Source organism: Streptomyces sp. rh34 (assembly GCF_002551245.1).
GTDB lineage: Bacteria > Actinomycetota > Actinomycetes > Streptomycetales > Streptomycetaceae > Streptomyces.
Map to the genome: position 1 here is coordinate 1 of NZ_NTGZ01000103.1, position 24673 is coordinate 24673.

Below are 24673 nucleotides of genomic sequence, written 5' to 3' on the forward strand. Positions count from 1 at the left end.
GCCCCCGGCCGAGCGTGGGGCCGTTCCACCTGCCGGGGTCCAACGTCGCGCCCACGTAAATCTGTTGGTGTCCGGGCGCGCGCGTGCCAGGCTTCACCCGTAACCAAGGGGCGTAGCTCAGCGGCCAGAGCGGCGGTCTCCAAAACCGTATGCCGCAGGTTCGATTCCTGCCGCCCCTGCCCTCGCCACCGGGTCTCTCACCGCACGTCGCCGCGCCAGTCCCATTGGTGGCTGTCCGGCGACCGCGGCCCGTACTCGGCACGTCCTCCGGGCCCGTAGGCGCCGATCTCGGTGACCAGCCCGACGCCGTCGCGCAGATCCGCCTCGCCCCAACCGGTGACATCCAGCAGCAACCCGTCGAGCGGCCCGCCGACCAACTCCCGGTAGTCGTGCCCCGGTCTCGGCCCGGGGCGGGGGTCGTCGTGGTCGGTGCCGTACACCCGTCGCTGCCTCATCAGCTCGTCCATGCGGGCAGCATCCCACCGGGCACTGACAACGGCTCGGTACGAGGGTCCATCCGGCCAGCGTCCGGATGGCCGGACGGCCGCCGGACGCTGGCCGGATGGCCGCGGGCGCCGGACATGGGCTCGCGCCCGCCCGTCGGCCGTGACACGCTCCTCCGATGACCCTTCCACCCCGCCTGATTCCGCTGCTGGAGCAGTACGACTTCGCCTGCGAGCGGCTCCTCGCCCGCCTGGCCGGCCCCGTCATGGACAGCGGCAACGGCACAGACATCGGCGTCACCCCGCTCGGCGACGACGAACTCCTCTGGGAACCCGTGCCCGACTGCTGGTCCGTACGCCGTCGCGGCGACGGCCCCGGGCCGCGGGCGACCGTCCTGGCGGGATCCGGGGACTGGGGGCGGGACTCGGCGGACTCCCCGCATCCGTTCCCCCCGCCGTTCACCACCATCGCGTGGCGTCTGAGTCATCTTGCCGAAATGCTCGCCCTCCGAGCCGACCACACCCATGGCGGCAGGGCGCTCACGCGCGACGGCTACCGGACTCCGGGGGACGCCGCCGGAGCGGTGGCCGCCTTCGAGACCGCGTCCGCGGCCTGGCGCGAAGCCCTGCTCACCGCCGACGACGCGGCCCTGGACACCGTCGGGTACAGCACCTATCCGAACGGCAGCGACGCCGAGGACCTCTTCGTCGACGTCGTCTGGTGGGTCAACCAGGAGGTGCTGCACCACGGTGCCGAAATCGCCCTGCTCCGCGATCTGTATCGCGCCCGGCCGTCCTGAGCGGCGCCCCGGGCCGGCGGGCACGCGAATGCGCCCGCGGTCGCCGCTCGGGGTCACCCGCCCTATGATTCAGGGACATAACGCACCGCGGAGCGGCACATGAACCGGCGTCGGACTCCCCGCTCAGCTAGCGCCGAAGACCTGCTCAACACCTTGCAGAACCTCACCGCCCGCGCTCGGCGCGAGGTGGAGTTCCACCAGGCCAGGGTGGAACTCGCCCAGGCACTCCAGCGCGACATGCTTCCGGCGGCCCTGCCCACGCTCCCCGGTCTCCAGTCCGCGGCACGCTACGCGCCCGCCCGCCACGGCCTGGACATCGGCGGCGACTGGTACGACGGTTTCCCGCTCGCGGACGGGACCCTCGGCTTCGCCATCGGCGACGTACAGGGTCATGATGTCGAGGCCGCCGCCTTCATGGGACAGGTCCGTATCGCGATGCGGGCCATCGCGGGCACGGCGTCCGATCCGGGCGAGGTCCTGGGCCGGACGAACGATCTGCTGGTATCCGTGGACTCGGGCCTCTTCGCCACCTGCACCTTCATGCGTCTGGACCCGACGACCTGGGAGCTGCACAGCGCGCGGGCCGGGCACGTGGCATGCGTGTGGGCCACCACGGAGGGCCGGTCCGGCGTCACGGAGGACCCGGGCGGCATGCCGCTGGGCATCGCGCCCGGCGAGGGCTATCCCGTCACCCGGCGCACCCTCGACTCCGACGGGGCGATCGTGCTGCTCACCGACGGGGTCGTCGAGGGGCCGTCCCTGCTGATCGAGGACGGCCTGGAGCGAGTACGGCGACTGGTCGCCTCGCACGTCGGGGCGAGCGCGGCGCAGCTGGCCGACGAAGTCCTGCGCGCGACGGAGGTGACGGGGCACGAGGACGATGCCGCCGTACTGGTCCTGCGGCATGCCGCCGCCCGCCGCGGGCCGCGGTGACGCCGGACCCTACCGCGCGTGTCACCTGCCGAGTCCCGTCGCGGTCGGTGTCTGATGAGTGGTGTGATCCGCACCGAGGAAGCCAGACGTCGGGCCGTGTACGTGGCGCAGATCCTGGGCGTGGCCGGCGCCTACTACCTGTCGGGGCGTCTCGGGCTGATGCGTCAGGTCGTCGTGGACGGCGCGGTCGTCACGCCTCTGTGGCCACCCACCGGCATCGCCCTGGCCGCGCTGCTGTGCCTGGGCGTCCGCGTCTGGCCGGGCATCGCGCTGGGCGCGCTGCTCACCGTCCTCGAGACCGGCAGCGCGTTCACCGTGAGCAGTCTGGCCATCATGTTCGGCAACACGGTCGCCCCGCTCGCCTCGTACGCCCTGTTGCGGAGGGTTGGCTTCCGCAGCGAGCTGGTCCGGCTGCGGGACGGGGTCTGCCTGGTCTTCCTCGGTGCGTTCGCGGGGATGCTGATCAGCGCCACCATCGGGAGTTTCACGCTGCTGCTCGACGGCAAGGCTCCGCCGGGACGATTCTGGCTGGTCTGGTCGTCCTGGTGGGCGGGGGACGCGATGGGGGTCCTGGTGGTCGCCCCCGTGCTGCTGGTCCTGCGGGGGGTGCGGTGGCCCCGCCCGTCCGACCGGTGGCTGGAGGCGTCGGTCCTCGCGGTTGTCGTGGTCGTGTCGTCGTTGATCGCCACGCGCAGCTCGCTGTCGATGATCTATCTGGTGTTCCCGGTGATCATCTGGGCGGCCCTGCGCTTCCAGCTGCCCGGCAGCGCTCCGTGCGCCCTGGTCGTCTCGGTGCTCGCCATCATCGCCGGTACGGATGGACTGGGGCCGTTCGCGGGGCACAGCCTGATGGAGGTCATGGCCAATCTCTCGCTGCTCAACGGAAGCGTCGCGCTCACCGCGCTGCTGCTCGGGGCCGTCGTCGCGGAGCACAAGAACATCCGCCGCGAGACGGAATACGCCGTCGAGGAGCTGGAGGCCCTGGTGGAACGGCTGGCGCCGCGGTCGGGGCCGGCCGCGGCGCGGTACGAGGGCAGACCGCGGCGGCACGGACCGCTCGACGGCGGTCCCCACCCGGATCACCGATAGCACGCAGGCGCACCGTCACCTCGAACGGCCGGGGCGCCGACGGTCAGTACGGCAGGGGGCGGCCGGACGGGGTGCGCAGATCCAGTGGCGGGGGCCCCGAAGGGGGCGGGGGACGACGGACGACGACTCGGATGCGGCCCATTGCCACCACCTCCTCCTGGTCAACCGGTATGTGCCCACTCGGCGCGGCTTCACACGTCCCACCCTCCTCCGTCCCACCTGTCGGCGTCCTCGTCGTCCCCGGCGGGGATGCGCGCGGAGCTCGGTGCGGTGACCCTTGAGGTGGGGGCGCAGAGTCGACGAGGAGGACGCATGTCCGCACTGGACAAGATCAAGAAGATGCTCAAGGGTCACGAGGAACATGTCGGCAAGGGCATCGACAAGGCCGGCGACATGGTCGACGACCGTACGAAGGGCAAGCACAAGGGTCACGTCGACACCGCCCAGGACAAGCTCAGGCAGCAGTTCGGGACGGACCGCGACCAGGACGGGCCGCCCCGAGCCTGAGCCGCCCCGCCGGTGACCGGACGGTCGCCGTCCGGCTGCCGTTCGTCCCGCGCACCGGTCCGTGGCACGGAGAGTGCTCCGTGGCACGGACCGGTGCGCGGAGTACGTCCGACCCGCCGCGCGCACCGCCACCGCCTGGCCCGCCGGGCCCTGTGGCGGAGGGCGGCGGGCGAAGGTTTCCGGGGTTGCCCGCCGGATTGTTGTTATCGCCCAGCCCGCACCCCGTCTCCCGAGTGTGGGAAGTGACAGCACCGGACCCCGGAAGAGTGAGCACAGCATGGGCAAGGATCACCCGACGGTCTTGATCGCGGCGGCGCAGAGCGGCGATCAGCAGGCCAAGGACCAGCTCGTCTCGGCGTACCTGCCGCTGCTGTACAACGTGGTCGGACGTGCGCTGGACGGTCACGCGGACGTGGACGACGTGGTGCAGGAGACGGTGCTGCGCATGCTCCGGGGACTGCCCGAACTGCGCGACCCGTTGCGCTTCCGTTCCTGGCTGGTGGCGATAGCCATGAACGAGATACGCGCGCACTGGCGTGCGAGGCAGTCGGGTGCGACAGCGGCGGACCGGCTGGACGCCGCGTACGACCTGCCGGATCCCCGGGCGGACTTCGTCGAGGCGACGATCCTGGAACTGGGCCTGACCGGCCAGCGTCGCCAGGTCGCGGAGGCGACGCGCTGGCTGGACGAGGACGACCGCGCCCTGCTGTCGCTGTGGTGGCTGGAGGCCGCCGGGCACCTGTCCCGCGCAGAGGTCGCCGCGGCTCTCGGACTCTCCCCGCAGCACACCGCCGTACGGGTGCAGCGGATGAAGGCCCAGCTGGAGGCGGCGAGGGTCGTGGTGGGCGCGCTGGCGGCCGAACCACCGTGCGTGTTGCTGGAGGACACCGCCGTCGGCTGGGACGGCGTCCCCTCCGCCCTGTGGCGCAAGCGGCTGGCCCGCCATGCCCGCGCATGCACGGTGTGCGCGGGACTCCGCTCGGGGCTCGTGCCCGCCGAAGGGCTGCTGGTGGGTCTCGCACTGGTCCCGGTGGCCGCGGCGGGGGCGGGGGCCGCTCCCGAACTGCTCACCACCGCTGCGCACCTCCAGGCGCCCGGCCCGGGCTCGCACGGCGCCGGAGCGGGTCGCGCGGAGCGCAGACGGGTGCAGTCCCGGCGGCGCCGTCGTAACTCCGCCGTCGCCGCTGTGGTCGCGGTCGCCGCGCTCGGCACGGGCGGCGCCGCGGTGCACCTCTACACCGACGGCGACGACCGGGACGCGACGACCGTCACCGCCGACACTCCGGTCCCCCGCGCCCAGGCGCCCACGTCGCCCTCACCGATGTCGTCCTCCTCTCCACCGCCCTCCGCGTCCGTGTCGCCCAGCGCCGCCCTGTCGCCGAGCCCTTCGCGTACGCCCAGGGCGAAGCCGGAGAAGGACACCCCGCCACCGCCCGCGCCCACCACCGCCGCCCCGGCCCCGGCCCCGAAGCCGGAACCGCCCGCGCCCGCACCGGCCGCCTCGGCGGGCACAGCCGACCAGGTCACCGAGTTGGTCAACGCGGAGCGGGCCAAGGAGGGCTGCGGACCGGTGACCGTCAACGATCAGCTCAACACGGCCGCGCAACGGCACTCCGCCGACATGGAGGCCAGAAACTACTTCTCGCACACCTCGCAGGACGGCAGGAACCCTGGCGACCGGATCACCGCCGCCGGCTATCAGTGGTCCACCTACGGCGAGAACATCGCGAAAGGACAGCGGACCCCGGCTGAGGTGATGCAGTCCTGGATGGACAGTCCGGGGCACCGCGCGAACATCCTCAACTGCTCCTTCAAGGAGATCGGCGTGGGGAAGCAGGACTCCGGCGGCGGTCCGGTGTGGACGCAGGTGTTCGGGGCCCGCTGAGACCACGCGGGGCGGCACCCGGAAGCCCGGGTCCGCGATCCCCGGGTGCCGCACCGGGCGACGTGGACCCGGCCAGGATCGGCGGGACGCCCCTCATAGGACCTGTCGATCAGACTGCCGCCTGCCGGCGGCGTCTGGGGCCCTAGGATGCGGCCATGATCGCTGAACTGGAGTGCGTGGTCCTGGACTGCCCGGACCCGAGGGCCCTGGCCGGCTTCTACGGGTCGTTGCTCGGGGGCGAGGTCGACCGCACCGACCGGCGGTGGGAGTCCGACGCGGACTGGTCCACGCTGCACACGCCCGGCGGGCTCGTCCTCGCCTTTCAGCGGGTGGCCGACCACCGGCCGCCTCGCTGGCCCGGCCAGGACCCGCCCCAGCAGTTCCACCTGGACTTCGGCGTCACCGATCAGGAGCGGGCACACGACGAGGTTCTGGCACGCGGGGCATCCCTGCTCGACGCCGGAGACGAAGAGCGCGGCTGGCGCGTGTACGCCGATCCCGCCGGGCACCCCTTCTGCCTGGTAAAGCGCTGACCGTTCCGGCACCGCTCGCGCGCCCCGGGGCCGTCCGGTGCGGCCGTCGACCGGCCGCACCGGATCCGCCGGCCCTCGCGGGGTGTCAGCGCAGGACCAACGCCAGCGCCGTCCCGAGGCAGATCGCCGCGCCCACCGCGCCGGCCGAGACGGCGACGCAGCGGGCCCGGAGCCGGGCGTAGCGCCCGGTGTACTCCTCACGCAGTTCGTCCGCGCGGTCGCGGACGCGGGTGAGCGACTCCCGGGAAGCGGCAACGCGTTCGGCGATGAACACCCGCTCGACGTCTTCACGCTGCGCCGTGGTCAACCAGGGCAACCGGTCGGTGAATCGGCGTGCCTGTCGTCGCGCCCGCTCGACCTCGGCGTTCCACAGCAGAAAGCCCTCCAGCTGCGCCAGGCCCCGGGCGCAGTCCTTGTCGGGTTTCACCCCGTCCTCCTCTCCGTCGCACCGTCATGGCCGGGACCGCGTTCACTCGTGCTTGTCCCCCGGCGCGACGATCGTGGAGTTCTGGGGACGGTTGGTGGCTTCTTCCAGCGAACGGAGCGCCGGGTGGTGCAGGTCGAACGCCGGGGATTCGGAACGGATCCGCGGCAAGGTGACGAAGTTGTGCCGCGGCGGCGGGCAGGAAGTCGCCCACTCCAGCGAACGGCCGTAGCCCCACGGGTCGTCGACCTCGATCTTCCTGCCGTACTTCGCGGTCTTCCAGATGTTGTAGAAGAACGGCAGCATCGACAGGCCGAGAAGGAAGGAGGAAACAGTGGAGATCGTGTTCAGCGCGGTGAAGCCGTCGGCGTCGAGATAGTCCGCGTACCGACGCGGCATGCCCTCCGCGCCGAGCCAGTGCTGCACCAGGAACGTGCCGTGGAATCCCACGAACAGTGTCCAGAACGTCATCTTCCCGAGCCGTTCGTCCAGCATCTTCCCAGTGAACTTCGGCCACCAGAAGTGGAATCCGGCGAACATCGCGAACACCACGGTGCCGAATACCACGTAGTGGAAATGGGCGACGACGAAATACGAGTCGGAGACATGGAAGTCCAGGGGCGGTGAGGCGAGGATGATCCCGGTCAGACCGCCGAACAGGAAGGTGACCAGAAACCCGACGGCCCAGAGCATCGGAGTCTCCAGGGAAAGGGATCCCTTCCACATCGTGCCGATCCAGTTGAAGAACTTCACGCCGGTCGGCACGGCGATGAGGAATGTCATGAACGAGAAGAACGGCAGCAGCACCCCGCCCGTGACGAACATGTGGTGCGCCCACACGGTCGCGGACAGGCCTGCGATGGCGATGGTGGCCGCGACCAGGCCGATATAGCCGAAGACCGGTTTGCGGCTGAAGACCGGGAAGATCTCGGTGACGATGCCGAAGAACGGCAGGGCGATGATGTAGACCTCCGGGTGGCCGAAGAACCAGAACAAGTGCTGCCACAGCAGGGCGCCGCCGTTGGCCGCGTCGAAGACGTGCGCGCCGAACTTGCGGTCGGCCTCCAGCGCCAGCAGGGCCGCCGCGAGGACCGGGAACGCCAGCAGGACCAGGACACCGGTCAGCAGGACGTTCCAGACGAAGATCGGCATGCGGAACATCGTCATGCCGGGTGCGCGCATGCAGATGATCGTGGTGATGAAGTTGACCGAGCCGAGGATCGTGCCGAAGCCGGAGAACGCGAGGCCCATGATCCACATGTCGGCGCCGATGCCCGGCGAGCGCACCGCGTCGTTGAGCGGGGCGTAGGCGAACCAGCCGAAGTCCGCGGCGCCCTGCGGGGTGAGAAAGCCGGCCACCGCGATGAGCGAGCCGAAGAGGTACAGCCAGTACGCGAGCATGTTCAGCCGCGGGAACGCCACGTCGGGCGCGCCGATCTGCAGCGGCATGATCCAGTTCGCGAATCCGGCGAACAGCGGCGTCGCGAACATCAGCAGCATGATCGTGCCGTGCATCGTGAACGCCTGGTTGAACTGCTCGTTGGAGATCAGCTGAATACCGGGCCGGGCCAGCTCGGCCCGCATCACCAGCGCCAGGAGCCCTCCCACGCAGAAGAACGCGAAGGAGGTGACGAGATAGAGCGTGCCGATCGTCTTGTGGTCCGTGGTGGTCATCCATTTGATGACCACGTTGCCGGGTTCGCCGCGCCGTACCGGCATTTCGTCCTGGTCGGCGGTATCGGTCTCCACCGGTTGCGAGATGCCCCTCGTCGTCACTACGACGCTCCTTCGGTCGACGGCCCGTATGGACTCGGCGACCAGAATGGACCCACGGCGATCGGTGCGGTGGGACATCCTTCCCCGTCCGGGGCGAGCGGCCGACAAGGACACTCAAATGGCCTACAGCGAACGCTCCGGCCTCGGCCGACGCAACCGAAAGCGGGTGTCAACGTCAGGGAGCCGATCGGATATTCCTTCGTGACAACGGAATAGCCTCTCCGGTCGCGGAGTTGGTGAACCGACAGAACCACTCCTCTCCTCGCTCCTCTCCACTCGGCAAGCTTCGGAAGGTCGGATCCATGAAGATCGGCATCATCGGCGCGGGCAACATCGGTGGCAACCTGACGCGCCGTCTGACCGCCCTCGGGCACGAGGTCGCGGTCGCCAACTCCCGCGGCCCCCACACACTCACCGCCCTCGCCGAAGAGACCGGGGCGAAACCGGTGGCCGCTTCGGAGGCCGCACGGGGCGCCCAGGTGGTCGTCGTCACCGTGCCCCTGAAGGCCGTGCCCGATCTGCCCGCCGGATTCCTCGACGGTGCGGCGGAGGGAGCCGTGGTCATCGACACGGGCAACTACTACCCGCAGCAGCGCGACGGCCGCATCGCCGCCATCGAGGACGGGCTGCCCGAAAGCAGGTGGACGGAGCGACAGATCGGCCACCCCGTGATCAAGGCGTTCAACGGCACGTACGCCCAGGACATCCTGGACCGGGGCCGTCCGCAGAACACCCCGGGCCGGCAGGCTCTCCCGGTGGCCGGCGACGACCCGGCGGCCAAGCAAGCGGTCCGCGACCTCATCGACGCGCTGGGCTTCGACACAGTCGACAGCGGCGGCCTGGACGATTCGTGGCGCCAGCAGCCCGGTACTCCCGTGTACGGCAGCCAGGGCGACGTCGACGCCATCGTGAAGGCCCTCTCGGAAGCGTCGCCGGAGCGCACGGCGGAGTGGCGCGCCTGACACCGGGCGTCACGCGGGAGGGACGACCGGGCGACCACTCCGGCCGGGAGGGAAACGGGGCCCCGCCCGGCCGGAGCGTCAGCCGCCTTCAGATCACCCCCGTCACGGTGATCCGCACCGAGACCACCGGCTCCTCGGGCAGCGCGGCGACGACCGCGGCCTGGACGGCCCGGGTCACATCCAGCGCCCGGTGACCGCGGCACAGGACGAACCGAATGTCGATGCGCCAGCCGCCGCCCCCGCCCCCGCCGACCCGCACTCCCGGCGTCCCGTTCCCGGTCAGCGGGGCGCGGCGCGAGGTGCGCTCGGCGATCCGGGTGCGTAGCGGGTCCGCCACCCCGGGGCGCAGGAACGCGACGCCCGGCACGCCGCGAGCAGCTTCGGCGGCAGCCCCTGCCGGCCGGCTGGCCGTGGGCGACGGTTCGACGTGGATCCCGATGGTGGACCGCGTCCCGCACTGGTGGCCGGCGCCCACGGCGGACGGAGTGTTGCTGGACCGCGGACTGTCGGCACGGTTCCAGGAGGAGGGCTGGTGGAGCCCTGCACTGATCGCCGGACTCGCCCTCGTTCTGGCGCTGCTGGTGTGGTGGTTGACCCGTCAGGCACTGTCAGGCAGGCCCCGGTGGGTGGTGCTGCCGCAGACCGGGCCGGTGTTGCGCAGACGTGTGTGGGAACGGGCGATGACGACGCAGGTGGCGGCGTCCGACGACGTGACGCGTGCCCGCGTGCGCCTGGTGGGCCGGCCGCTGCGGGCGGTGGTGACCGTGGTTGTGGAGCCCGAGGCACGGCCGGCGCAGGTCGTCCGGTCCGTGGCCGGGATCATCGCCGAGGCCCGTGACAGCGGCGGCCTACGGAGCCTGTCGGCCGACGTGCGGGTCCGGGTCACGAGCCGACGGGAGCGGCGGACGCGTTGAACCGCCACGGCCCGGGTGCTGAATCGCGCCACGGTCTTCCGGCCGCCGCCAACGGATGTGCGTGCCCTGCGCTCCGGGCCTCCTCCAGCTGCCTGCCTCACCATAGAATCTACTCACGAGTAAGGTATGGGGTCCGGGATGTCGGCCCACGGCCCGTACGGCACCTGGGCGTGGTCCGTCGACGGCCGTGGACAAGGGAGTAGCCCCATGCCCCGCATCATGTCCGTAGCAGACAGCATCCTTGTCGCCGCCACCCCGGCGCAGGTCTACGAACAGCTCAGCGACCCCACGGCTATGGGGCGTTGGAGCCCCGAGAACCGTGGTGCGACCGTGCACGGCGATCAGCCTGGTGCGTACGTCGGCATGGTCTTCGAGGGCCGGAACAAGCGCGGTGCGGCACGCTGGACGACACGGTGCACGGTGACGGCGGCCGACCCCGGCGAGCGCTTCGCCTTCCGGGTACACGCGATCGGTCTGCGGCGCCCTCTGCTGCCGGGTCCGATCGCCACATGGGACTACCGTTTCGAAGAGGTGGACGGCGCGACCCGGGTCACCGAGACGTGGACCGACGACCGGCGTCGCTGGCCTGACTTCCTCGCCCATGCCTTCGACCGCGTCGCGACGGGCGGGAAGACCTTCGCGCAGTTCCAGAGCGGCAACATCCGTACGACGCTGAAGCGTCTCAAGGCGGCCCTGGAGGCGGACGTCCGGGGCACCGAAAGCTGAGCGGAGGTCGCACTGAAGATCGGTGCAGGGCCGCCCGGTGTCCTGGTCGCCGGTGCACACTGGGCACGACACGGCACGGAACGCAAGGGGGGCGCATGGGCATCGAAGAGAACAGCGGATTCGAGCCTGCGACCGGTGACGGCCCACCGGCCGCCCAGCCCCCGGCGGCACGAGCCGCTTCGGTGCGGACCGCGTTCGAAGGGCTGCTGCAGATCCGCCGGCTCACCGGTGCCGGGCGGCCCGACCCCGTGGCCGCGCCGGCTCCGTGGGAACTGAACCGCCCGGTCAGGGCGGTCGCGTTGGCGCTGGAGAGGTCGGGGGCCACGCCTTCGGCCGTGGACCCGTCGGGACGCCGCGTATCGGCCGGGTACCGGGTGAGCGACGGGGAGTCGGCAGGTTCGGTACGGGTCGAGTGGACCGGGCCGCCCGGCAGTGGCGCCGCTCACGACGAGGAGGAAGCACTGGCCGGCTGCGCTTCGGCCTTGCGGGAACTGGGCTGGACGGTGCTGCTCTATCGGGGTCCCCGCAGGCGACGCTACCTGGAGGTGGAACCGCCGAGCGGGTTGTCCGGAGGGCACGGCCGGGCCTGAGGCGGCGTTGTCAGACCCATGGGGGATGCTTGACGGTCCGACAGCTCTGAGGAGGAGACGCTGAGATGGACAACGACGAGCTCGCCGCGGCGCAGGCGTACGTCCGCCTGCTGGAAGCCACCCGGGCAGCGCTCGCGGACCCCGACGACGCACCGGTCTACCTGCCGCTGCTCACCTCTCCGATGAGGGAGGCCGACCATGCCCTGCGCAGCGCGGGGCTGACGGGCAACGAGGCCCGGCTCTTCGCTCTCGTACGGGCACTCCAGCCGAGCCTCTCCGGCAGCGACAGTTAGGCGCAGCAGAGGGGCACGCGCCGGCCCGCCCTACTCGGCCTGCCCCTCGTTGACGGGGTCGTGTGCAGGCCCCGGAGCGAGTCCGAGCTCCTGTTCGCCGGGGCCGAGCGGTGCGAAGAACCGGGCGACCTCCTGGTCGTCGACCCCGGCGAGGGAGCCCGGCTTCCACTGCGGTTCGTTGTCCTTGTCGATGATCCGGGCTCGCACGCCTTCCACGAAGTCGGGGTGTTCGAACACCCGGCTGGAGACACGGAACTCCTGATCGAGAACGGCCTCCAGGCTGTCGAGCCGGGCTGCCCGGCGGACTGCGGCGAGCGTGACCTTGAGCGCGAGCGGCGACTTGGTCAGGAGTTCGTCCGCAGCCGCCTCCGCAGCGGGAACACCGCTCTCGCGCAAGTGTCGGAGGATGTCCTCCACGCTGTCCGCCGCGTAGCAACCGTCGATCCAGTCGCGTTGCGCCGCGAGCTCGCCGGCCGTCGGCTCCGTGGCGAAGCGCTGGACGATGCCCACCGCCGACGTGCCCGGGCCTGCCGGCTCGCCCAGCGCCTCGGTCAGGGCGGGCAGGAGGCGGGCAGGGACGTGGTGATCGGCCAGACCGCAGAGAACGGCGTCGGCCGCCCCGACGGAGCGGCCCGTGAGCGCCAGATGGGTGCCCAGTTCGCCGGGGGCGGTGGCCAGCAGGCGAGTGCCCCCGACATCGGGCACGAAGCCGATCGCGGTCTCGGGCATCGCGACGCGTGAGCGTTCGGTGACGACACGGATTCCGGAGTGTGCCGACACTCCGACTCCTCCGCCCATCACGATGCCGTCCATCAGTGCGACGTACGGCTTGGGGAAGCGTGCGATGCGGGCATTGAGGCGGTACTCGTCACGCCAGAACTCCAGGGACGCACGTCCCGAGGCCCGTGCGTCGTCGTGCAGGGCGCGGATGTCGCCACCGGCGCACAGGCCCCGGTCGCCGGCCCCGGACAGCAGTACGGATGCGATCGATTCGTCCTGCTCGGCGAGGGACAGGGCCTCGTCGAGAAGCCTCACCATGGTGTGGCTGAGGGCATTGAGCGCCCGGGGGCGGTTCAGCGTGAGGCGCAGGCATGTGCCCCTCTTCTCCAGCAGGACGGGCTGGTCGTCGTTCATGCGTGCGCTCCGCTCGCTGGGCTCGTGGACACGTGGGACGCCCTCCATGATCGCGGAAGGCCCTCGGCCGCCACTCCGCGCCCCCGGATCGGCGCCGGGAGGGGCGGCCCGTGGAGGGGCGGACCCGGGAGCCCGTGCATACGGGAGCAGGCACGCGGGAGCGTGAGGCGGCGCGGGCGTAAGGGATCGCGGGCGAGCCGCTGTGGCACTCCGCTGGATGCGGCTCGACAATTGAGGCCTACGGGGTCCGCCGACGTGCGGCCCCGCCGGACGACCTCCGGAGCTGGAATGACCGACGACGAACGGCGGCAGGACGCCGAAGCCCCTCCGCTCCGCCGGATCGACCGGAAGTCCAACGGTGAGATCCGGCCGACGGAACGCCTCGCCATGAATCGGACCGGCAGTTTCGACTGGGACCTGGACACCCGGACCCTGCACATCGACGAGGCCGGGCTCATGGTGTTCGGCGTGGATCCGGCGACGTTCGACGCACGCCCGGGGGCACTGCTGGAGCACCTGGAACCGGCGGAACGGGCTCGACTCGACGTGACGATCGACGAGGCCATCACCGGGGGCAGCAATTCCTACAGCGTCCACTTCCGTGTGCCGCTGGACGACGGGACCACGCAGTGGACCCATGTCCAGGCCCGCATCCTGCGATCGAAGGACGGGATGGCCCACCGGATCGTGGGGGTCGTCCGCGACGCGACGGCGGAGGTCACCCATTCGGCCTTCGTTCTCGATCTGGAAAAGCGACGGCAGCGCCAGACCAATATCGTTGAACGGACAACGAGTGCCATGTCCCGCGCGGTGACCGTGGACGACGTGACGGCCGCCCTCACCGGACCCGGCGGGCTCGCCCGGCTCGGGGCTGACGGTCTCGCCCTGGGGCTTGTGGAGAATTCCGCGCTGAGCATCGTCGCGCTGAGCGGCGAGTCGCTCGAGGTGCTCGACGGGCTCGGCTCCGGCGACCTCGACCGCAACCTCCCCCTCGCGGACACCATCCGCAGCGGACGCCCCCGGTTCATCACCTCCCTCTCCGCGCTCGCCCGTCGCTACCCGGAACTGGAGCCGCATCTCGGGAGGCTGAGGTTCCGGGCGGCGGCGTACCTTCCCCTGGTGGCCCAGGCCCGGTCGCTCGGTGGTCTGGCGCTCTTCTACCGCGAGCGCACGGTCTTCAACGCGGACGAGCGCATTCTGTGTTTGGGCCTCGCCGCCATCGTGGCCCAGTCCCTGCAACGGGCGATGCTCTTCGACGAGGAGCGGGAGTTCGCCACCCAGCTCCAGTCCGCGATGCTCCCGCCCCGGATACAGGAGGTCGAGGGCGGCGAGATCGCGGTCCGGTACCACGCGGCGTGGAGCGGACGACAGGTCGGTGGTGACTGGTACGACGTGATCACCCTGCCCAAGAACCGTTACGGGCTGGTCGTGGGGGACGTCCAGGGGCACGACACCCACGCGGCCGCGATCATGGGCCAGTTGCGTATCGCCCTGCGCGCGTACGCCGCCGAAGGGCACCCGCCGGCCACCGTGCTGGCACGGGCCTCCCGTTTCCTCGCCGAACTGGACACCGAGCGCTTCGCCACCTGTACGTACGCCCAGGTCGACCTTGCGTCCGGATCGGTGCAGGTGGTACGGGCCGGACACCTCGGCCCGTTGATCCGCCACCTCGACGGGCGGGTCGGCAGCCCGCAGGTGCGCGGCGGCCTGCCGCTGGGAACCTCCACGGACCTCCAGGACGAGGAGTACCCGGAGACCCGGCTGGACCTGGTGCCCGGTGAGACATTCGTCCTGTACACGGACGGGCTGGTGGAGGAGCCCGGAGCCGACCTCGATACCGGGATCGACGCGCTGCGCAACGAGGTGAGCGCCGGGCCCGCCGGAGCCGAGGCGCTGGCCGATCACCTGTCGGAACGGCTGTGGGAACGGTGGGGGTCGGGGGACGATGTGGCGCTCCTCGTCCTGCGCCGAAGCCCCGACGTGGGGTCGTCGCACGCGCCGCGGCTGCACCAGTACATCCACCAGGCGGACCCGGAAGGGCTCTCGGACGCCCGCGCGACCGTGCGCCAGGCCCTCGCAGACTGGGACATGGCCGAGTTCGCCGACGATGCCGAGCTCGTCACGGGCGAGTTGTTGGTGAACGTGCTCCTGCACACCGAGGGTGGGGCGGTCCTGACACTGGAGGTGCTGCCCGAACCGGTGCGGCGGATCCGGCTGTCGGTCCAGGACCGGTCCAGCGCCTGGCCCCGTCGGCGTACGCCGGGCGAGACGTCCACCTCCGGCCGGGGACTGCTGCTGCTCGACGCGGTCGCCACGCGCTGGGGGATCGAGCCGAGAGGCGAGGGCAAGGCCGTCTGGTGCGAGATCGGCCCCGCTCCCCCGCCGGCCACCACACCGCCGCCGGTCGCGGAACGGTGACGGACGAACAGGCGTGTGCCGCATCGCCGCGGTGATGCGGCACACGCCTCGGGAGCTGGTCACGGCCCAGGGAGAGGTGTGAGCCGCGCCCGGACCGACGCAGATGACGTATCAGGTCGGACCGACGACAGCAGGCCACGGGTCCCCCGCGCCACTTCCGGCCGTGCGAGCGGGCCTCACGTCGTGCTGTTCTCCGGTGCGACCGGATGAGAGGGTGGTCTGCGCATCCATCCGTCGCCGCCTGCGCGCCTGAGCCTGGAGCAGGACCCGTTCTATGCGATTGCTGCTGATCCGTCACGGACAGACACCGTCCAACGTCGGCCACTTCCTGGACACCGCGCGGCCCGGCCCCGGGCTCACCGACCTGGGCCTGCGGCAGGCGGCCGCCCTCCCCGGGGCCCTCGTCGGGGAGGGCATCGCCGCCTTGTACGCCTCCACCCTGACCCGTACGCAACTCACGGCCGCACCCCTCGCCGCAGAGCGCGGCATCGAGGTCCGGATCCGTGACGGGATCCGCGAACTGTCGGCCGGCGACCTGGAGATGCGGGCCGATGAGGACGCGGTGCGGCAGTACCTGACGACCGCCTTCGCCTGGTCCGCCGGGGACATCGCCCGCCGGATGCCCGGGGGCGAGAGCGGGACGGAGGCGCTGGCCCGCTTCGACGCCGTGGTGGCCGAGGCGGCGGAGGTCGGCGCGCCCGGGACCGTGGCACTCGTCAGTCATGGTGCCGCAATCCGTGTGTGGACAGCCGCCCGCGCACGGAACGTCACGGTCGGGTTCGCCGCCGAACACGGCCTGGACAACACGGGCGTGGTGGTGGTCGAGGGCTCTCCGGACTCGGGATGGACGGCTCTCTCCTGGGCCGGGACGGTCGTCCCGGCGGTCACCGCGAGCGGCGCGGCGGACGGTGGCCCGGCGGGCCGCACACTGCCGGGCCGGGATCTGGGGCCGGCAGCGGACCCCTTCGCCTGATCGCCGCGCTCGCTCCCGCCGATGGGAACGCGGCGCGGTGAAGACGCCCTGCCATCACAGGGCCTTGTGCATGATGTGAAGCCCCACATAGCCCTCGGTCGGGTGGTTGAAGCCCTCCGGAAGGGTTCCGATCACGTCGAAGCCGATCGAGCGGTACAGCTTGACGGCGTGAGTGTTGGTCTCGACCACCGCGTTGAACTGCATGGCCCGATACCCTTCGGCGCGAGCCCAGTCGACCGAGTACGTGCACAGCGCGCGCCCCACTCCCCGGCCCGAGCGAGCGGGGTCGACCATGTACGTGGCGCTGGCTATGTGCGACCCGTTGCCCATGTGGTTGCGGTTCATCTTCGCCGTGCCGAGCACGGTCCCGGCATCGTCCACGGCAACGACCACTCGGCTCGGCGCTGCGACGAACCACCACCCCTCGGCGTCCTCCTCACCGAGATCGAGCGGATAGGTGAGCGTCTCGCCCGCGGAGACGATCGAATGGAAAAACGGCCAGATGGCGGGCCAGTCCTCGGAGGTTGCTTCCCTGATCAGCATGCGGAAAGGATGACCCATCCGAACGATCAGCGCGAAAACTTATCCGGCGCCCCGCCCACGCCACCCCAACCTGGCGAGCAGCCTCTTCCCGGTCTGCGCGCCCGCCACAGCGGAGCGTGACGCCCCGGCACAGGCGGAGGACGGAGCCGGATCGGCGGCGGATACCGGCATCGCGGTCCCGGTACGGGTTGCGGCAGCCGGCCGGACTGCCGGCGCCGCTCGGGTTCCTCTGTCGTCCCCGGGGCGCGGGGCCGACCGGTCCTCGCGCGCCCTGTCCAGTTCCAGAGTCAGGTTGACCCGCCGCCAGAGGATTTCGTCGGGGTCGTCGGCCAGCATCAGCTCCCCCATGGCTTCCCTCGCCGCCATGGACCCCGGACGTCCGAAGACCGGCTCCGGCCGGACCCGCACGAGATAGGCGCGCTCGTAGGGGTCGTCCACCACTTCCGCGAGCTGCACCGGGTCCAGTGCCGAGGCCTGGACCGCCGTTCGCGCCCAGGGGTCCCCCGTGCGGTTCAGCAGCCGGTCGATGCGTTGCGAGCGCCAGTTGCGCGGCCGCCAGTCGGTGCCCGACTCGAGCAGCGTGCGCATCCCCGAAGGCGTACGCCCCGCAAGCAGCTCGGGTTCCCGGGCCGCGAAGGCGGCGAGCTCGTCCGCGAGGTAGAGCCAGACCACCGCGCGATACCGGTTCAGATAGAACGTGACCGGGGAGACGCAGCCTGCCCGAGCAAGCCGGGTGAACCGTGCCGGAGCGATGCCCAGCAGAGCCGCCCCTTCCGCTGTTCCGACAGTGCGTACCCGCTCCGCCAGACCATCGGGAAAGCCCGGCTGCTCGCGCAGGCGCGCGATCTCCTCCTCGTGCACCCGTGGCCGCCCACCGCCCGGTGCGCCGGCGACAGCGATCAGCCCCAGGTGCACCGCGAGCTCGAACTCCGCACGCCGGATACCCAGCTCCTGGGCCGCGCGCCCGGCCGCGACCGTCGCCGCCGGAGCGGCGGACGAGGTGTGCCCGACCTCGCACTCCCCCTTTGGGACACCCCCGGCATGAGCGTCGGCGCGTGCCCTCGCGCCCTCGGCCCGCGCGACCCGGGTCCCGGCGTGCGCACCCTGGGTCCCGGCGTGCGCTCGGAGTGCTTCCTTGACCGTCATGACTGTCCTCCCCCGTCGGATCGAATACTCTCCGTGATCACGGTAGCCCGAGGGAGCCATCATCCGTCACCCCTGTGGATAACTCTCCGTGGGCGACGAGTAGTGCAGGTCAGAAGGGCCCGATGTCATCGGGCCCACCTTGGCGAACGGCCACTCCGAGGTGTTCGCCGACCCGGTTGACGAGCAGGGTCATCTCGTAGGCGACCTGGCCGACATCGGCTTCGGCGGCGGTCAGCACGCACAGGCAGCTGCCGTCACCCGCGGCCGTCACGAAGAGCAGCGCCTCATCGAACTCGACCATGGTCTGGCGGGCCCGGCCCGCCCGGAAGTGGCGCCCCGAGCCGCGCGCCAGACTCTGCAGACCGGAGGAGACCGCCGCCAGGTGCTCCGCGTCCTCGCGGGCGAGCCCGGTGCTGGCCCCGGTGACCAGTCCGTCGTTCGACAGCACCAACGCGTGCCGTATGAATTGCACCCTGCTGGTGAGATCGTCAAGGAGCCAGTCAAGTCCCCGGTCAAGCGGCATGTGCTCGTCCTCCCCGTACCCTCGTTCCCCGTGCCCCGCTACGCGCGCAAGCCTTGCGCAACGACCTCGTGGGGGCAAGCGCCCCTCACTCCTCGGGGCGCCGCTTCGCGCCATGCGGGGCTCCGGCTCAGTATGGGCCCATGGCACACCACATGACCGAAGAAGAATGGCGGGCCTTCCTCTCGAAGGGCACGCGTACGGCGAAAATCTCGACGGTACGGGCCGACGGCAGCCCGCACATCGCACCCGTCTGGTTCCTTCTCGACGGCGACTCGGTGGTCTTCAACACCGGCAAGGAGAGCGTGAAGGGACGCAACCTCGCACGCGACGGACGGGTCGCCCTCTGCGTCGACGACGACAGGCCTCCGTACGCGTTCGCGGTGGTGCAGGGGCATGCCGAGCTGAGCGAGGACCCCGGGGAACTCCTGCGGTGGGCGACGCTGATCGCCCACCGCTACGTGGAGGCCGACGCCGCCGAGGAGTTCGGCCGGCGCAACGGCGTGCCCGGCGAGCTGGTCGTGCGGGTGCGGATCGACAAAGTGGTCGCGATGGCCGACATGGTCGGCTGACGGACGGTGCCGCGATGCCCGGGCCGTCAGCGGACGGAGGCGAGGAGCCCGGCGGTGTGCGTGCTCCCGGCGTACTCGACCGTACGGATCAGGACTTCTTTTCCGGATGCCCGGTCACGGGCGTGACACAGCACGACCGGCGTGCCCCGGACTACGGCGGCGATCCCTGAACGGAGGGCTCCGGTTCCGGTGATGGCACGCCCCGCGCCGGTTGCGCGATCATGTCTCCATGGCCGACGACCACACCCATCACGTCCTGGACTTCTTCACCCCGCGTGCGGCCGGCTGGGACAGCCGGTTCCCCGACGACGGCCCCGCCTACACTGCCGCGGCCGGACTGCTCGGGCTGTGTCCCGGCGATGCCGTGCTCGACGCGGGCTGTGGGACGGGGCGCGCGCTGCCCGCCCTGCGGGCCGCGGTCGGTCCGGAGGGCACGGTACTGGGGGCCGACCTGACCCCGGCCATGCTGGAGGCGGCGATGCGGGCGGGACGGGGGGAGAGCGGGACACTCGTCCGTGCCGATGTCGCGCGGCTGCCGCTGCGTGACGGAGTCCTGGACGCCGTGTTCGGAGCGGGATTGATCTCGCATCTGGTCTGCCCCGAGGCCGATATGGCGGAACTCGCCCGCGTGGTCCGGCCGGGCGGGGCCCTGGCTCTGTTCCACCCGATCGGCCGGGCCGCCCTCGCCGCACGCCAGGGGCGCACCGTCACCGACGACGACCTGCGGGCCGAGCCCAGGCTGCGCGCGCTGCTGGCCGGTTCGGGGTGGCGGCTGGAGTCCTACACCGACGAGGACGACCGCTTCCTCGCCCTCGCCGTCAGGCAGGCCTGAGGCCGAGGCCGGGCACTCCGCCGTACAGGAATGTCCGAGCCGTGGGGCCCCGGCGCATGGACGGTCGGGGCCGTCGCGTCATTCGGCGGGTGCCTGCGACGGCCGGCGGCCGGGAACCGGGCAGCCACGGACGCCCGGCGTGGGGAACGTACCGAGCTCCGCGATCTCGTACCCGTTCGGATATCCCTTGATCTCGGGGTTCTGGCGCGCGTAGTGGGGAGTCCGCCGGGGCGGCAGGAGCCGGACGGCACGAGCCCGGAGCCGCAGTGCTCCCCTGGTCACGCCGCGGGCCACCGGCCCCGGGCGGCGGTAGCGGAACGCCCTCAGCAACGAGTCGTCCAGGAGCGCGAGGCTGGCGCCGCGCACCAGCGGGGCAAGGGGCGCCGGGTACCAGGACGCCATCAGTGCCAGGGTGGCGTCGGATACCCGGCGGGCTCCCTCGTCCCAGCCGAAATGCTCGTGCTCATAGGCGTCGAGGGTGCGCTCGAAGTCTTCGTAGGTCTCCGGAACGTCCTTGATGCCCATGCGGGCGCCGAGTGTGCGGTAATAGGCGGCGAAGGCGCCCAGCTCGTGGCAGCACAGGCGCCGCCAGCCGAAACTGTCTAGCCAGCGCTTCGGGGTGACGACGAACGTGCACAGGACGTAGCGCATGTCGTCGTTGCTGATGTCGTAACTGCGGTGCATCCGGTTGATCTGGCGGACGGCTGTGCGGCCGTCGTCGGAGTCGAACCCGTGCTCCACCACCGTGTCGAGCAGCAGGGCGGTGTCGTCGTAGCGCTTCTGGGAGCGGTCCGTCAGCTCTGCCGTCTCGTCGAGGAGTCGACCGATGCTGGGCACGGCATAGGTGCGGTAGAGGGCCAGTTCCAGGGCGCGGGTGATGTCCCAGGGGAACTCGTGGGTGACGGTGAGACGGTAGATCTCCAGGAAGTCCCGCTCGGGGTCCAGTCGCTGAATCTCTTTCAGCCGGTCGTACCGCTTCACCACGCTGTCCCCTCGTTCGGCCGGACGTCCAATCCTACGCGGAGGCCTCCCCCGCGCCCCGTTCCTTCGGCTTCCCCGCACCCGAACAAGGTGGGCACAGCTCGGATTCGCTCCTGCTCGTCAGGGCCTCGACGAGGGGGTTACCGAGTAGTTAGGGTGCGCCGACGGACCGAGGGACGCAGGACCGAGGGATGAGGAGGCGGGCGATGAGCGATGGGGAGGACCCCGTGGCCGGTGCGGACGACGCTGTCGCCGACGACGCGCTGCTGGTGCTGACGGCGATGCTGCTGACGCCCGCGCGGTTTCCCAGCGTGCTGGGGGACGATTACGTGGCCGCGTGCGGCTCTCTCGCGCTCGAACCGTACGAGGAGGGCTACGGGCTCGTCCTCGGGCAGGACAACGAGGGCGCTCGGTGGACCGTGGTCGTCGAGGACGCCTCCCAGGTGGCCGTCGCCATCGCCGCCTGGGACTGCGGTATGGAGCACGACCTCTCCCCCGACGAGCGCTCCATGGTGTGCGCGCTGCCGGGCTGGCCGATGGACCTGGCCGTCTCCGCACCCGGCCTGCCGGATCCGCACGATCCGGAGACGGACGAGGAGGGCCCGGCACCGCTGTCCCCTCCCGACGCGGAGGGCTGGGGCCCGGCTCAGCGGCGGCTCGGGGCGGACGAGATCGCGGCGCAGTGGTCGGTGTGGCGCGAGCAGCTCGACGACGCGCAGTTCTCGCGGCCAGGTATCGGGGGCGAGCCGGAGAACGGCGCCGAGGGCACGCCCGAGAGTGCCCCTTCAACGTTCCCCCGGCACCCCGGTGTACGCAGGGCCCTGTCGGAGGCGACCGCCTATACGAAAGCCCCACCGCCGCCCGGGCGAATCCGTTCCTCGTACGCCTCGGCCGACGCGCGCACTCTCCGCGTCGACGGCCCGGGGTGGTCGATGGTGGCCCGGACCGACGACATCGCTCTGTTTCTGCTGGACGAGGAGCCGGGCACGGTCATTCCCGTCGGCCGTGGAGCAGCGCTGCCCGGCCTCCTCGCGGCCCTGGACGGGTTGGCCGCCCACCCCGCGTGACGCCCTCGTGCTCAGCGACCGATCTCCTTGCGGTTGATCCTGCGGAGCCTGCGCCGCTGGGACGGGTCCAGCAGCAGATAGCCCGCCACGGGAACCCCGATCACGATCAGCAGCGCCCACCAGAATCCGATGAGGGGCCACAGGATGGCAGCCGCGAGCACTCCCGCGACAGCGACCTTCGCACCATTCGACATGGTCCACGCCTCCTTCGCGGCCGACGCCGCTCCTGATCTGTGAACGCGTCCGCGCGCCCGTACGTTCCCCGTCGGCAGCGCTACCGCAGCGGTTCGCCGACCTCGTGCATGTGCGACAGCGCCTGCCGGTAGGACTCGATCAGTCCGGTCTCCGCGTACGGCATGCCGATGCCGGAGCAGTGCGCCTTGACCAGCGGCTGGGCCAGGCGCAGGTTGGGGCGGGGCATGCTCGGGAAGAGGTGGTGCTCGATCTGGTAGTTCAGCCCGCCGAGGAACCAGTCCGTCAGGACGGCACCGCGTACGTTGCGCGAGGTCAGGACCTGCCGCTGGAGGTGGCCCCAGCGCTCGCCGTCGGGGTCGGGCATCTCCATCCCCTTGTGGTTCGGGGCGAAGGCCATGCCCAGGTGAAGGCCGAACAGCGCGTGCAGCACCAGGGCGAAGACGATCGCCTTGCCCGGGGACAGCGTACTGAGCAGCAGCATCGCGTAGAAGGCGAAGTGCGCGGTCAGCAGCAGCCCCGAGACGGCCCGTTCCCGGAGAGGCTGACGGCGCAGGTACTGAAATCCGTAGATCTTCAGCGCTATGCCTTCGAGCAACAGCATCGGGAAGAACAGCCGGGCCTGGTTCCTGGTCAGCCAACGGGCGAATCCCTCACGCTGCGCAGCCTGCTTTTGGGTCCAGACCAGGGCGCCGACACCGACATCGGGGTCCTTGTCGATGTGGTTCGGGTTGGCGTGGTGACGTACGTGCTTGTCGTTCCACCACGCCTCGTTCATACCGAGGAGCAGATTGGCGTGTACGAGACCGATCAGCCTGCTCGTCCTTCGGTCGCCGGATATCTGCGCGTGTCCCGCGTCGTGGGCGACGAAGGCCGTACGGGTCCACAGGACCGCCAGGGGCAGGGTGAGGAGCAGGCTCCACCAGGTGTCGCCCAGCAGGACGAAGCCGGTGATCACCGCGCCCAGGGCCGCCAGATTGGCGGCGATGCCGAGTACATACCGGTCCGTGCGGCGCTCCAACAGGCCCTGGTCCCGCACGGCGCGCAGCAGCGGCGCGAAGTCGCTTCCGGCCGCCGTCCCGCGGACGTCGGCCGGACGGTCCGGACCGCTTTCGTCGGCGGGATTCGCAACAGTGGCTGTCGCCTGGGGCATGACGTCTCCGGTCTCTGGAACATATGCGCTGACCTCATCGAACGTACGGACCGGGGGTCGGTGGGGGCCATGGCGCCACCACCCCGGTTCCCCTGCGGCAGACCCCCGGTCCCGATGGTGGGGCTGGCTGCACCATCGGGACCGGGGAAAGAAGAGGAGTGACGCACACCACATAGCTTGACGGCCCGCCGTCGCCCGAAGTGGAGTACCCTCGGCGACTCCGCCCACTAGTCAAATTTGAGGAATCTGACATCGCTGTGCACAGGCACCCTGCGGCAACGCCCTCCGAGATCGCCGAACTGTCCCGCTGCTCAGTGGTCTTCGTCCCCGCGGATCCAGCCCGTACCGGCAGGATCGCGTTCTGGAATCCGGACGGTAGCACCCCTTCCGACACTCCCGGGACTTCGTCGGAACTGACCGTCGTCGGAACCGACCTGCGACCCCGTACGGTCACGGCGCGGTACCTCCCCGTGCGGGACGCCCTGCCGGTCCTGACCCGGGCACGCGCCGTCGCGGGTGTCTCACCCGCCACCGCCTTCTGGGGCGGCGCCGCGCTTCTCGCTCTCCAGTTCGTCGCCCGCGGCCTCCTGCTGCCGGGGCTGAGCGGCACCGACCACGACGCCTGGCGGATCGGGCCGTTGAGCGCCGACGACCTCGAACGGATTCGGGAACTGGCGGCGTCGATGCCACCGACCGCCCACGCGACCCCCGTTCCGGACGAGGTCGACGAACAGCCGGACGAACCCGGCGGGCCGGGCGGAGCGGGCCGGCCGGGCGGTGCGGGCCGGTCGGCCGGAGCCAGGAAGCGGTACGCGACGGACGGCGCCGGGGGCGAAACCCTACTGCCCGAACCGGAGCGCCTGCTGCGTGCGTTCCTCGACGCCGTGGCCGACGCGATGCCCCGTACACCGGCCGCCGGGTTCGCGGCCGCCGGGCCCGCGTTCGCCGCCCAACAGCCGCAGCACCTGCCCGAGGGGCGCGCCTGGGCGGCCGATGTGGCGGCCGGTCACGACGCGGGCGTACGGCTCTCGTTGCGTATCGAGGTCGCGGGCGTGACCTCGCCGCGGAGCGGCACGGAGGCCGGCCCCGGGACCGCCCCGGAAGCGATGGGGCCGGGGTCCGGTCCGGACCTGGCCACGCCGTCGTTCCGTGCCGTCCTGCAGATCCACAGTGTGAGCGATCCCTCCCTGGTCGCCGACGCGGCCGAGGTGTGGGCGGGCGATTCGCGGACCGCCGCCGCGTTCGGGCCGCGGGCCCGGATGGACGC

The 24673-nt window shown here is 71.3% G+C and carries 27 protein-coding genes, 1 tRNA gene and 2 pseudogenes; 18 read left to right on the forward strand and 12 right to left on the reverse strand.

The features are described from left to right. Positions 1 to 106: 106 nt before the first annotated feature. Positions 107 to 179 (forward strand) — tRNA-Trp (locus tag CR470_RS19785). An 18-nt stretch (positions 180 to 197) separates the two neighbouring features. On the opposite strand, the gene CR470_RS19790 is transcribed toward CR470_RS19785, so the two are convergent. After that, positions 198 to 467 carry a hypothetical protein gene (locus tag CR470_RS19790; protein WP_003964175.1) on the reverse strand — a complete coding sequence of 90 codons (270 nt, stop codon included), beginning with the start codon at positions 465 to 467 and terminating at the stop codon, positions 198 to 200. 155 nt (positions 468 to 622) lie between these two features. Here CR470_RS19790 and CR470_RS19795 point away from each other — a divergent pair, with 155 nt between their 5' ends. The 6 genes from CR470_RS19795 (at position 623) to CR470_RS19820 (ending at position 6190) form a co-directional block, all read left to right on the forward strand. After that, positions 623 to 1243, forward strand: a complete 621-nt coding sequence (locus CR470_RS19795) for a DinB family protein (protein ID WP_097868907.1) — start codon at positions 623 to 625, stop codon at positions 1241 to 1243. Positions 1244 to 1342: 99 nt separating this feature from the next. After that, complete coding sequence (locus CR470_RS19800) at positions 1343 to 2176, forward strand: PP2C family protein-serine/threonine phosphatase (RefSeq protein ID WP_097868908.1); 834 nt, start codon at positions 1343 to 1345, stop codon at positions 2174 to 2176. A 63-nt stretch (positions 2177 to 2239) separates the two neighbouring features. Next, positions 2240 to 3265: an MASE1 domain-containing protein gene (locus CR470_RS19805; protein ID WP_179892319.1), complete on the forward strand. Its 1026-nt coding sequence runs from the start codon at positions 2240 to 2242 to the stop codon at positions 3263 to 3265. A gap of 312 nt (positions 3266 to 3577) precedes the next feature. Beyond that, positions 3578 to 3772 carry an antitoxin gene (locus CR470_RS19810; RefSeq protein ID WP_097868910.1) on the forward strand — a complete coding sequence of 65 codons (195 nt, stop codon included), beginning with the start codon at positions 3578 to 3580 and terminating at the stop codon, positions 3770 to 3772. A 277-nt stretch (positions 3773 to 4049) separates the two neighbouring features. Beyond that, positions 4050 to 5657, forward strand: coding sequence for a sigma-70 family RNA polymerase sigma factor (locus CR470_RS19815; RefSeq protein WP_097868911.1), 1608 nt, complete (start codon positions 4050 to 4052; stop codon positions 5655 to 5657). A 155-nt stretch (positions 5658 to 5812) separates the two neighbouring features. Continuing rightward, positions 5813 to 6190 carry a VOC family protein gene (locus CR470_RS19820; RefSeq protein WP_097868912.1) on the forward strand — a complete coding sequence of 126 codons (378 nt, stop codon included), beginning with the start codon at positions 5813 to 5815 and terminating at the stop codon, positions 6188 to 6190. A gap of 85 nt (positions 6191 to 6275) precedes the next feature. Here the strand turns inward: CR470_RS19820 and CR470_RS19825 are convergent, their stop codons facing one another. Together CR470_RS19825 and ctaD are read right to left on the reverse strand one after the other, a co-directional pair. After that, entirely contained in the window at positions 6276 to 6617 is a 342-nt protein-coding gene (locus tag CR470_RS19825; RefSeq protein ID WP_097868913.1) for a hypothetical protein, read from the reverse strand. A gap of 42 nt (positions 6618 to 6659) precedes the next feature. Beyond that, positions 6660 to 8333, reverse strand: a complete 1674-nt coding sequence (gene ctaD, locus CR470_RS19830; protein ID WP_097868930.1) for an aa3-type cytochrome oxidase subunit I — start codon at positions 8331 to 8333, stop codon at positions 6660 to 6662. 293 nt (positions 8334 to 8626) lie between these two features. On the opposite strand from ctaD, the gene CR470_RS19835 reads away from it, so the two are divergent. After that, entirely contained in the window at positions 8627 to 9352 is a 726-nt protein-coding gene (locus tag CR470_RS19835) for an NADPH-dependent F420 reductase (protein ID WP_257138834.1), read from the forward strand. 88 nt (positions 9353 to 9440) lie between these two features. Here the strand turns inward: CR470_RS19835 and CR470_RS19840 are convergent, their stop codons facing one another. Then, the gene (locus tag CR470_RS19840) at positions 9441 to 9719 is read right to left on the reverse strand and encodes an Asp23/Gls24 family envelope stress response protein (RefSeq protein ID WP_257138835.1); all 279 of its coding nucleotides are present in this window, start codon (positions 9717 to 9719) and stop codon (positions 9441 to 9443) included. A gap of 70 nt (positions 9720 to 9789) precedes the next feature. On the opposite strand from CR470_RS19840, the gene CR470_RS19845 reads away from it, so the two are divergent. From CR470_RS19845 to CR470_RS19860, 4 genes are all read left to right on the forward strand, one after another. Then, entirely contained in the window at positions 9790 to 10266 is a 477-nt protein-coding gene (locus CR470_RS19845) for a hypothetical protein (RefSeq protein WP_257138836.1), read from the forward strand. Positions 10267 to 10473: 207 nt separating this feature from the next. Then, positions 10474 to 10992 carry an SRPBCC family protein gene (locus tag CR470_RS19850; RefSeq protein WP_097868915.1) on the forward strand — a complete coding sequence of 173 codons (519 nt, stop codon included), beginning with the start codon at positions 10474 to 10476 and terminating at the stop codon, positions 10990 to 10992. Between the two features lie 95 nt (positions 10993 to 11087). After that, entirely contained in the window at positions 11088 to 11582 is a 495-nt protein-coding gene (locus CR470_RS19855; RefSeq protein ID WP_097868916.1) for a hypothetical protein, read from the forward strand. A gap of 65 nt (positions 11583 to 11647) precedes the next feature. Beyond that, positions 11648 to 11875, forward strand: a complete 228-nt coding sequence (locus CR470_RS19860; protein ID WP_097868917.1) for a hypothetical protein — start codon at positions 11648 to 11650, stop codon at positions 11873 to 11875. A 30-nt stretch (positions 11876 to 11905) separates the two neighbouring features. On the opposite strand, the gene CR470_RS19865 is transcribed toward CR470_RS19860, so the two are convergent. After that, positions 11906 to 13009, reverse strand: a complete 1104-nt coding sequence (locus CR470_RS19865; RefSeq protein ID WP_097868918.1) for an enoyl-CoA hydratase/isomerase family protein — start codon at positions 13007 to 13009, stop codon at positions 11906 to 11908. 288 nt (positions 13010 to 13297) lie between these two features. Here CR470_RS19865 and CR470_RS19870 point away from each other — a divergent pair, with 288 nt between their 5' ends. Continuing rightward, positions 13298 to 15427: a SpoIIE family protein phosphatase gene (locus tag CR470_RS19870; RefSeq protein ID WP_097868919.1), complete on the forward strand. Its 2130-nt coding sequence runs from the start codon at positions 13298 to 13300 to the stop codon at positions 15425 to 15427. 274 nt (positions 15428 to 15701) lie between these two features. Beyond that, a complete protein-coding gene (locus tag CR470_RS19875) occupies positions 15702 to 16400 on the forward strand; it encodes a histidine phosphatase family protein (protein ID WP_097868920.1) in 699 nt (232 codons plus the stop codon). A 54-nt stretch (positions 16401 to 16454) separates the two neighbouring features. Here CR470_RS19875 and CR470_RS19880 read toward each other — a convergent pair whose 3' ends face one another. From CR470_RS19880 to CR470_RS19890, 3 genes are all read right to left on the reverse strand, one after another. Beyond that, positions 16455 to 16943, reverse strand: coding sequence for a GNAT family N-acetyltransferase (locus tag CR470_RS19880; RefSeq protein WP_097868921.1), 489 nt, complete (start codon positions 16941 to 16943; stop codon positions 16455 to 16457). 39 nt (positions 16944 to 16982) lie between these two features. Further along, positions 16983 to 18089, reverse strand: a complete 1107-nt coding sequence (locus tag CR470_RS19885; RefSeq protein ID WP_097868922.1) for a DUF6397 family protein — start codon at positions 18087 to 18089, stop codon at positions 16983 to 16985. A 109-nt stretch (positions 18090 to 18198) separates the two neighbouring features. After that, positions 18199 to 18612, reverse strand: coding sequence for a roadblock/LC7 domain-containing protein (locus CR470_RS19890; protein WP_097868923.1), 414 nt, complete (start codon positions 18610 to 18612; stop codon positions 18199 to 18201). 140 nt (positions 18613 to 18752) lie between these two features. Between CR470_RS19890 and CR470_RS19895 the strand changes: the two genes are divergently transcribed. Beyond that, the gene (locus CR470_RS19895; protein WP_097868924.1) at positions 18753 to 19181 is read left to right on the forward strand and encodes a PPOX class F420-dependent oxidoreductase; all 429 of its coding nucleotides are present in this window, start codon (positions 18753 to 18755) and stop codon (positions 19179 to 19181) included. A 26-nt stretch (positions 19182 to 19207) separates the two neighbouring features. Here CR470_RS19895 and CR470_RS40635 read toward each other — a convergent pair. Continuing rightward, positions 19208 to 19327: pseudogene (locus tag CR470_RS40635) on the reverse strand (ATP-binding protein); the annotation flags it as partial. Between the two features lie 83 nt (positions 19328 to 19410). On the opposite strand from CR470_RS40635, the gene CR470_RS19905 reads away from it, so the two are divergent. Next, entirely contained in the window at positions 19411 to 20013 is a 603-nt protein-coding gene (locus CR470_RS19905) for a class I SAM-dependent methyltransferase (protein WP_097868925.1), read from the forward strand. Positions 20014 to 20091: 78 nt separating this feature from the next. Here the strand turns inward: CR470_RS19905 and CR470_RS19910 are convergent, their stop codons facing one another. After that, entirely contained in the window at positions 20092 to 20997 is a 906-nt protein-coding gene (locus CR470_RS19910; RefSeq protein WP_097868926.1) for an oxygenase MpaB family protein, read from the reverse strand. Between the two features lie 203 nt (positions 20998 to 21200). On the opposite strand from CR470_RS19910, the gene CR470_RS19915 reads away from it, so the two are divergent. Continuing rightward, positions 21201 to 22061 carry a hypothetical protein gene (locus CR470_RS19915; RefSeq protein ID WP_097868927.1) on the forward strand — a complete coding sequence of 287 codons (861 nt, stop codon included), beginning with the start codon at positions 21201 to 21203 and terminating at the stop codon, positions 22059 to 22061. Positions 22062 to 22072: 11 nt separating this feature from the next. Here CR470_RS19915 and CR470_RS19920 read toward each other — a convergent pair whose 3' ends face one another. Together CR470_RS19920 and CR470_RS19925 are read right to left on the reverse strand one after the other, a co-directional pair. Then, the gene (locus tag CR470_RS19920; protein WP_097868928.1) at positions 22073 to 22255 is read right to left on the reverse strand and encodes a hypothetical protein; all 183 of its coding nucleotides are present in this window, start codon (positions 22253 to 22255) and stop codon (positions 22073 to 22075) included. A gap of 80 nt (positions 22256 to 22335) precedes the next feature. Continuing rightward, the gene (locus CR470_RS19925; protein ID WP_097868929.1) at positions 22336 to 23406 is read right to left on the reverse strand and encodes a fatty acid desaturase family protein; all 1071 of its coding nucleotides are present in this window, start codon (positions 23404 to 23406) and stop codon (positions 22336 to 22338) included. Positions 23407 to 23663: 257 nt separating this feature from the next. Here CR470_RS19925 and CR470_RS19930 point away from each other — a divergent pair. Then, a pseudogene (locus CR470_RS19930) lies at positions 23664 to 24673 on the forward strand (ATP-dependent helicase); the annotation flags it as partial.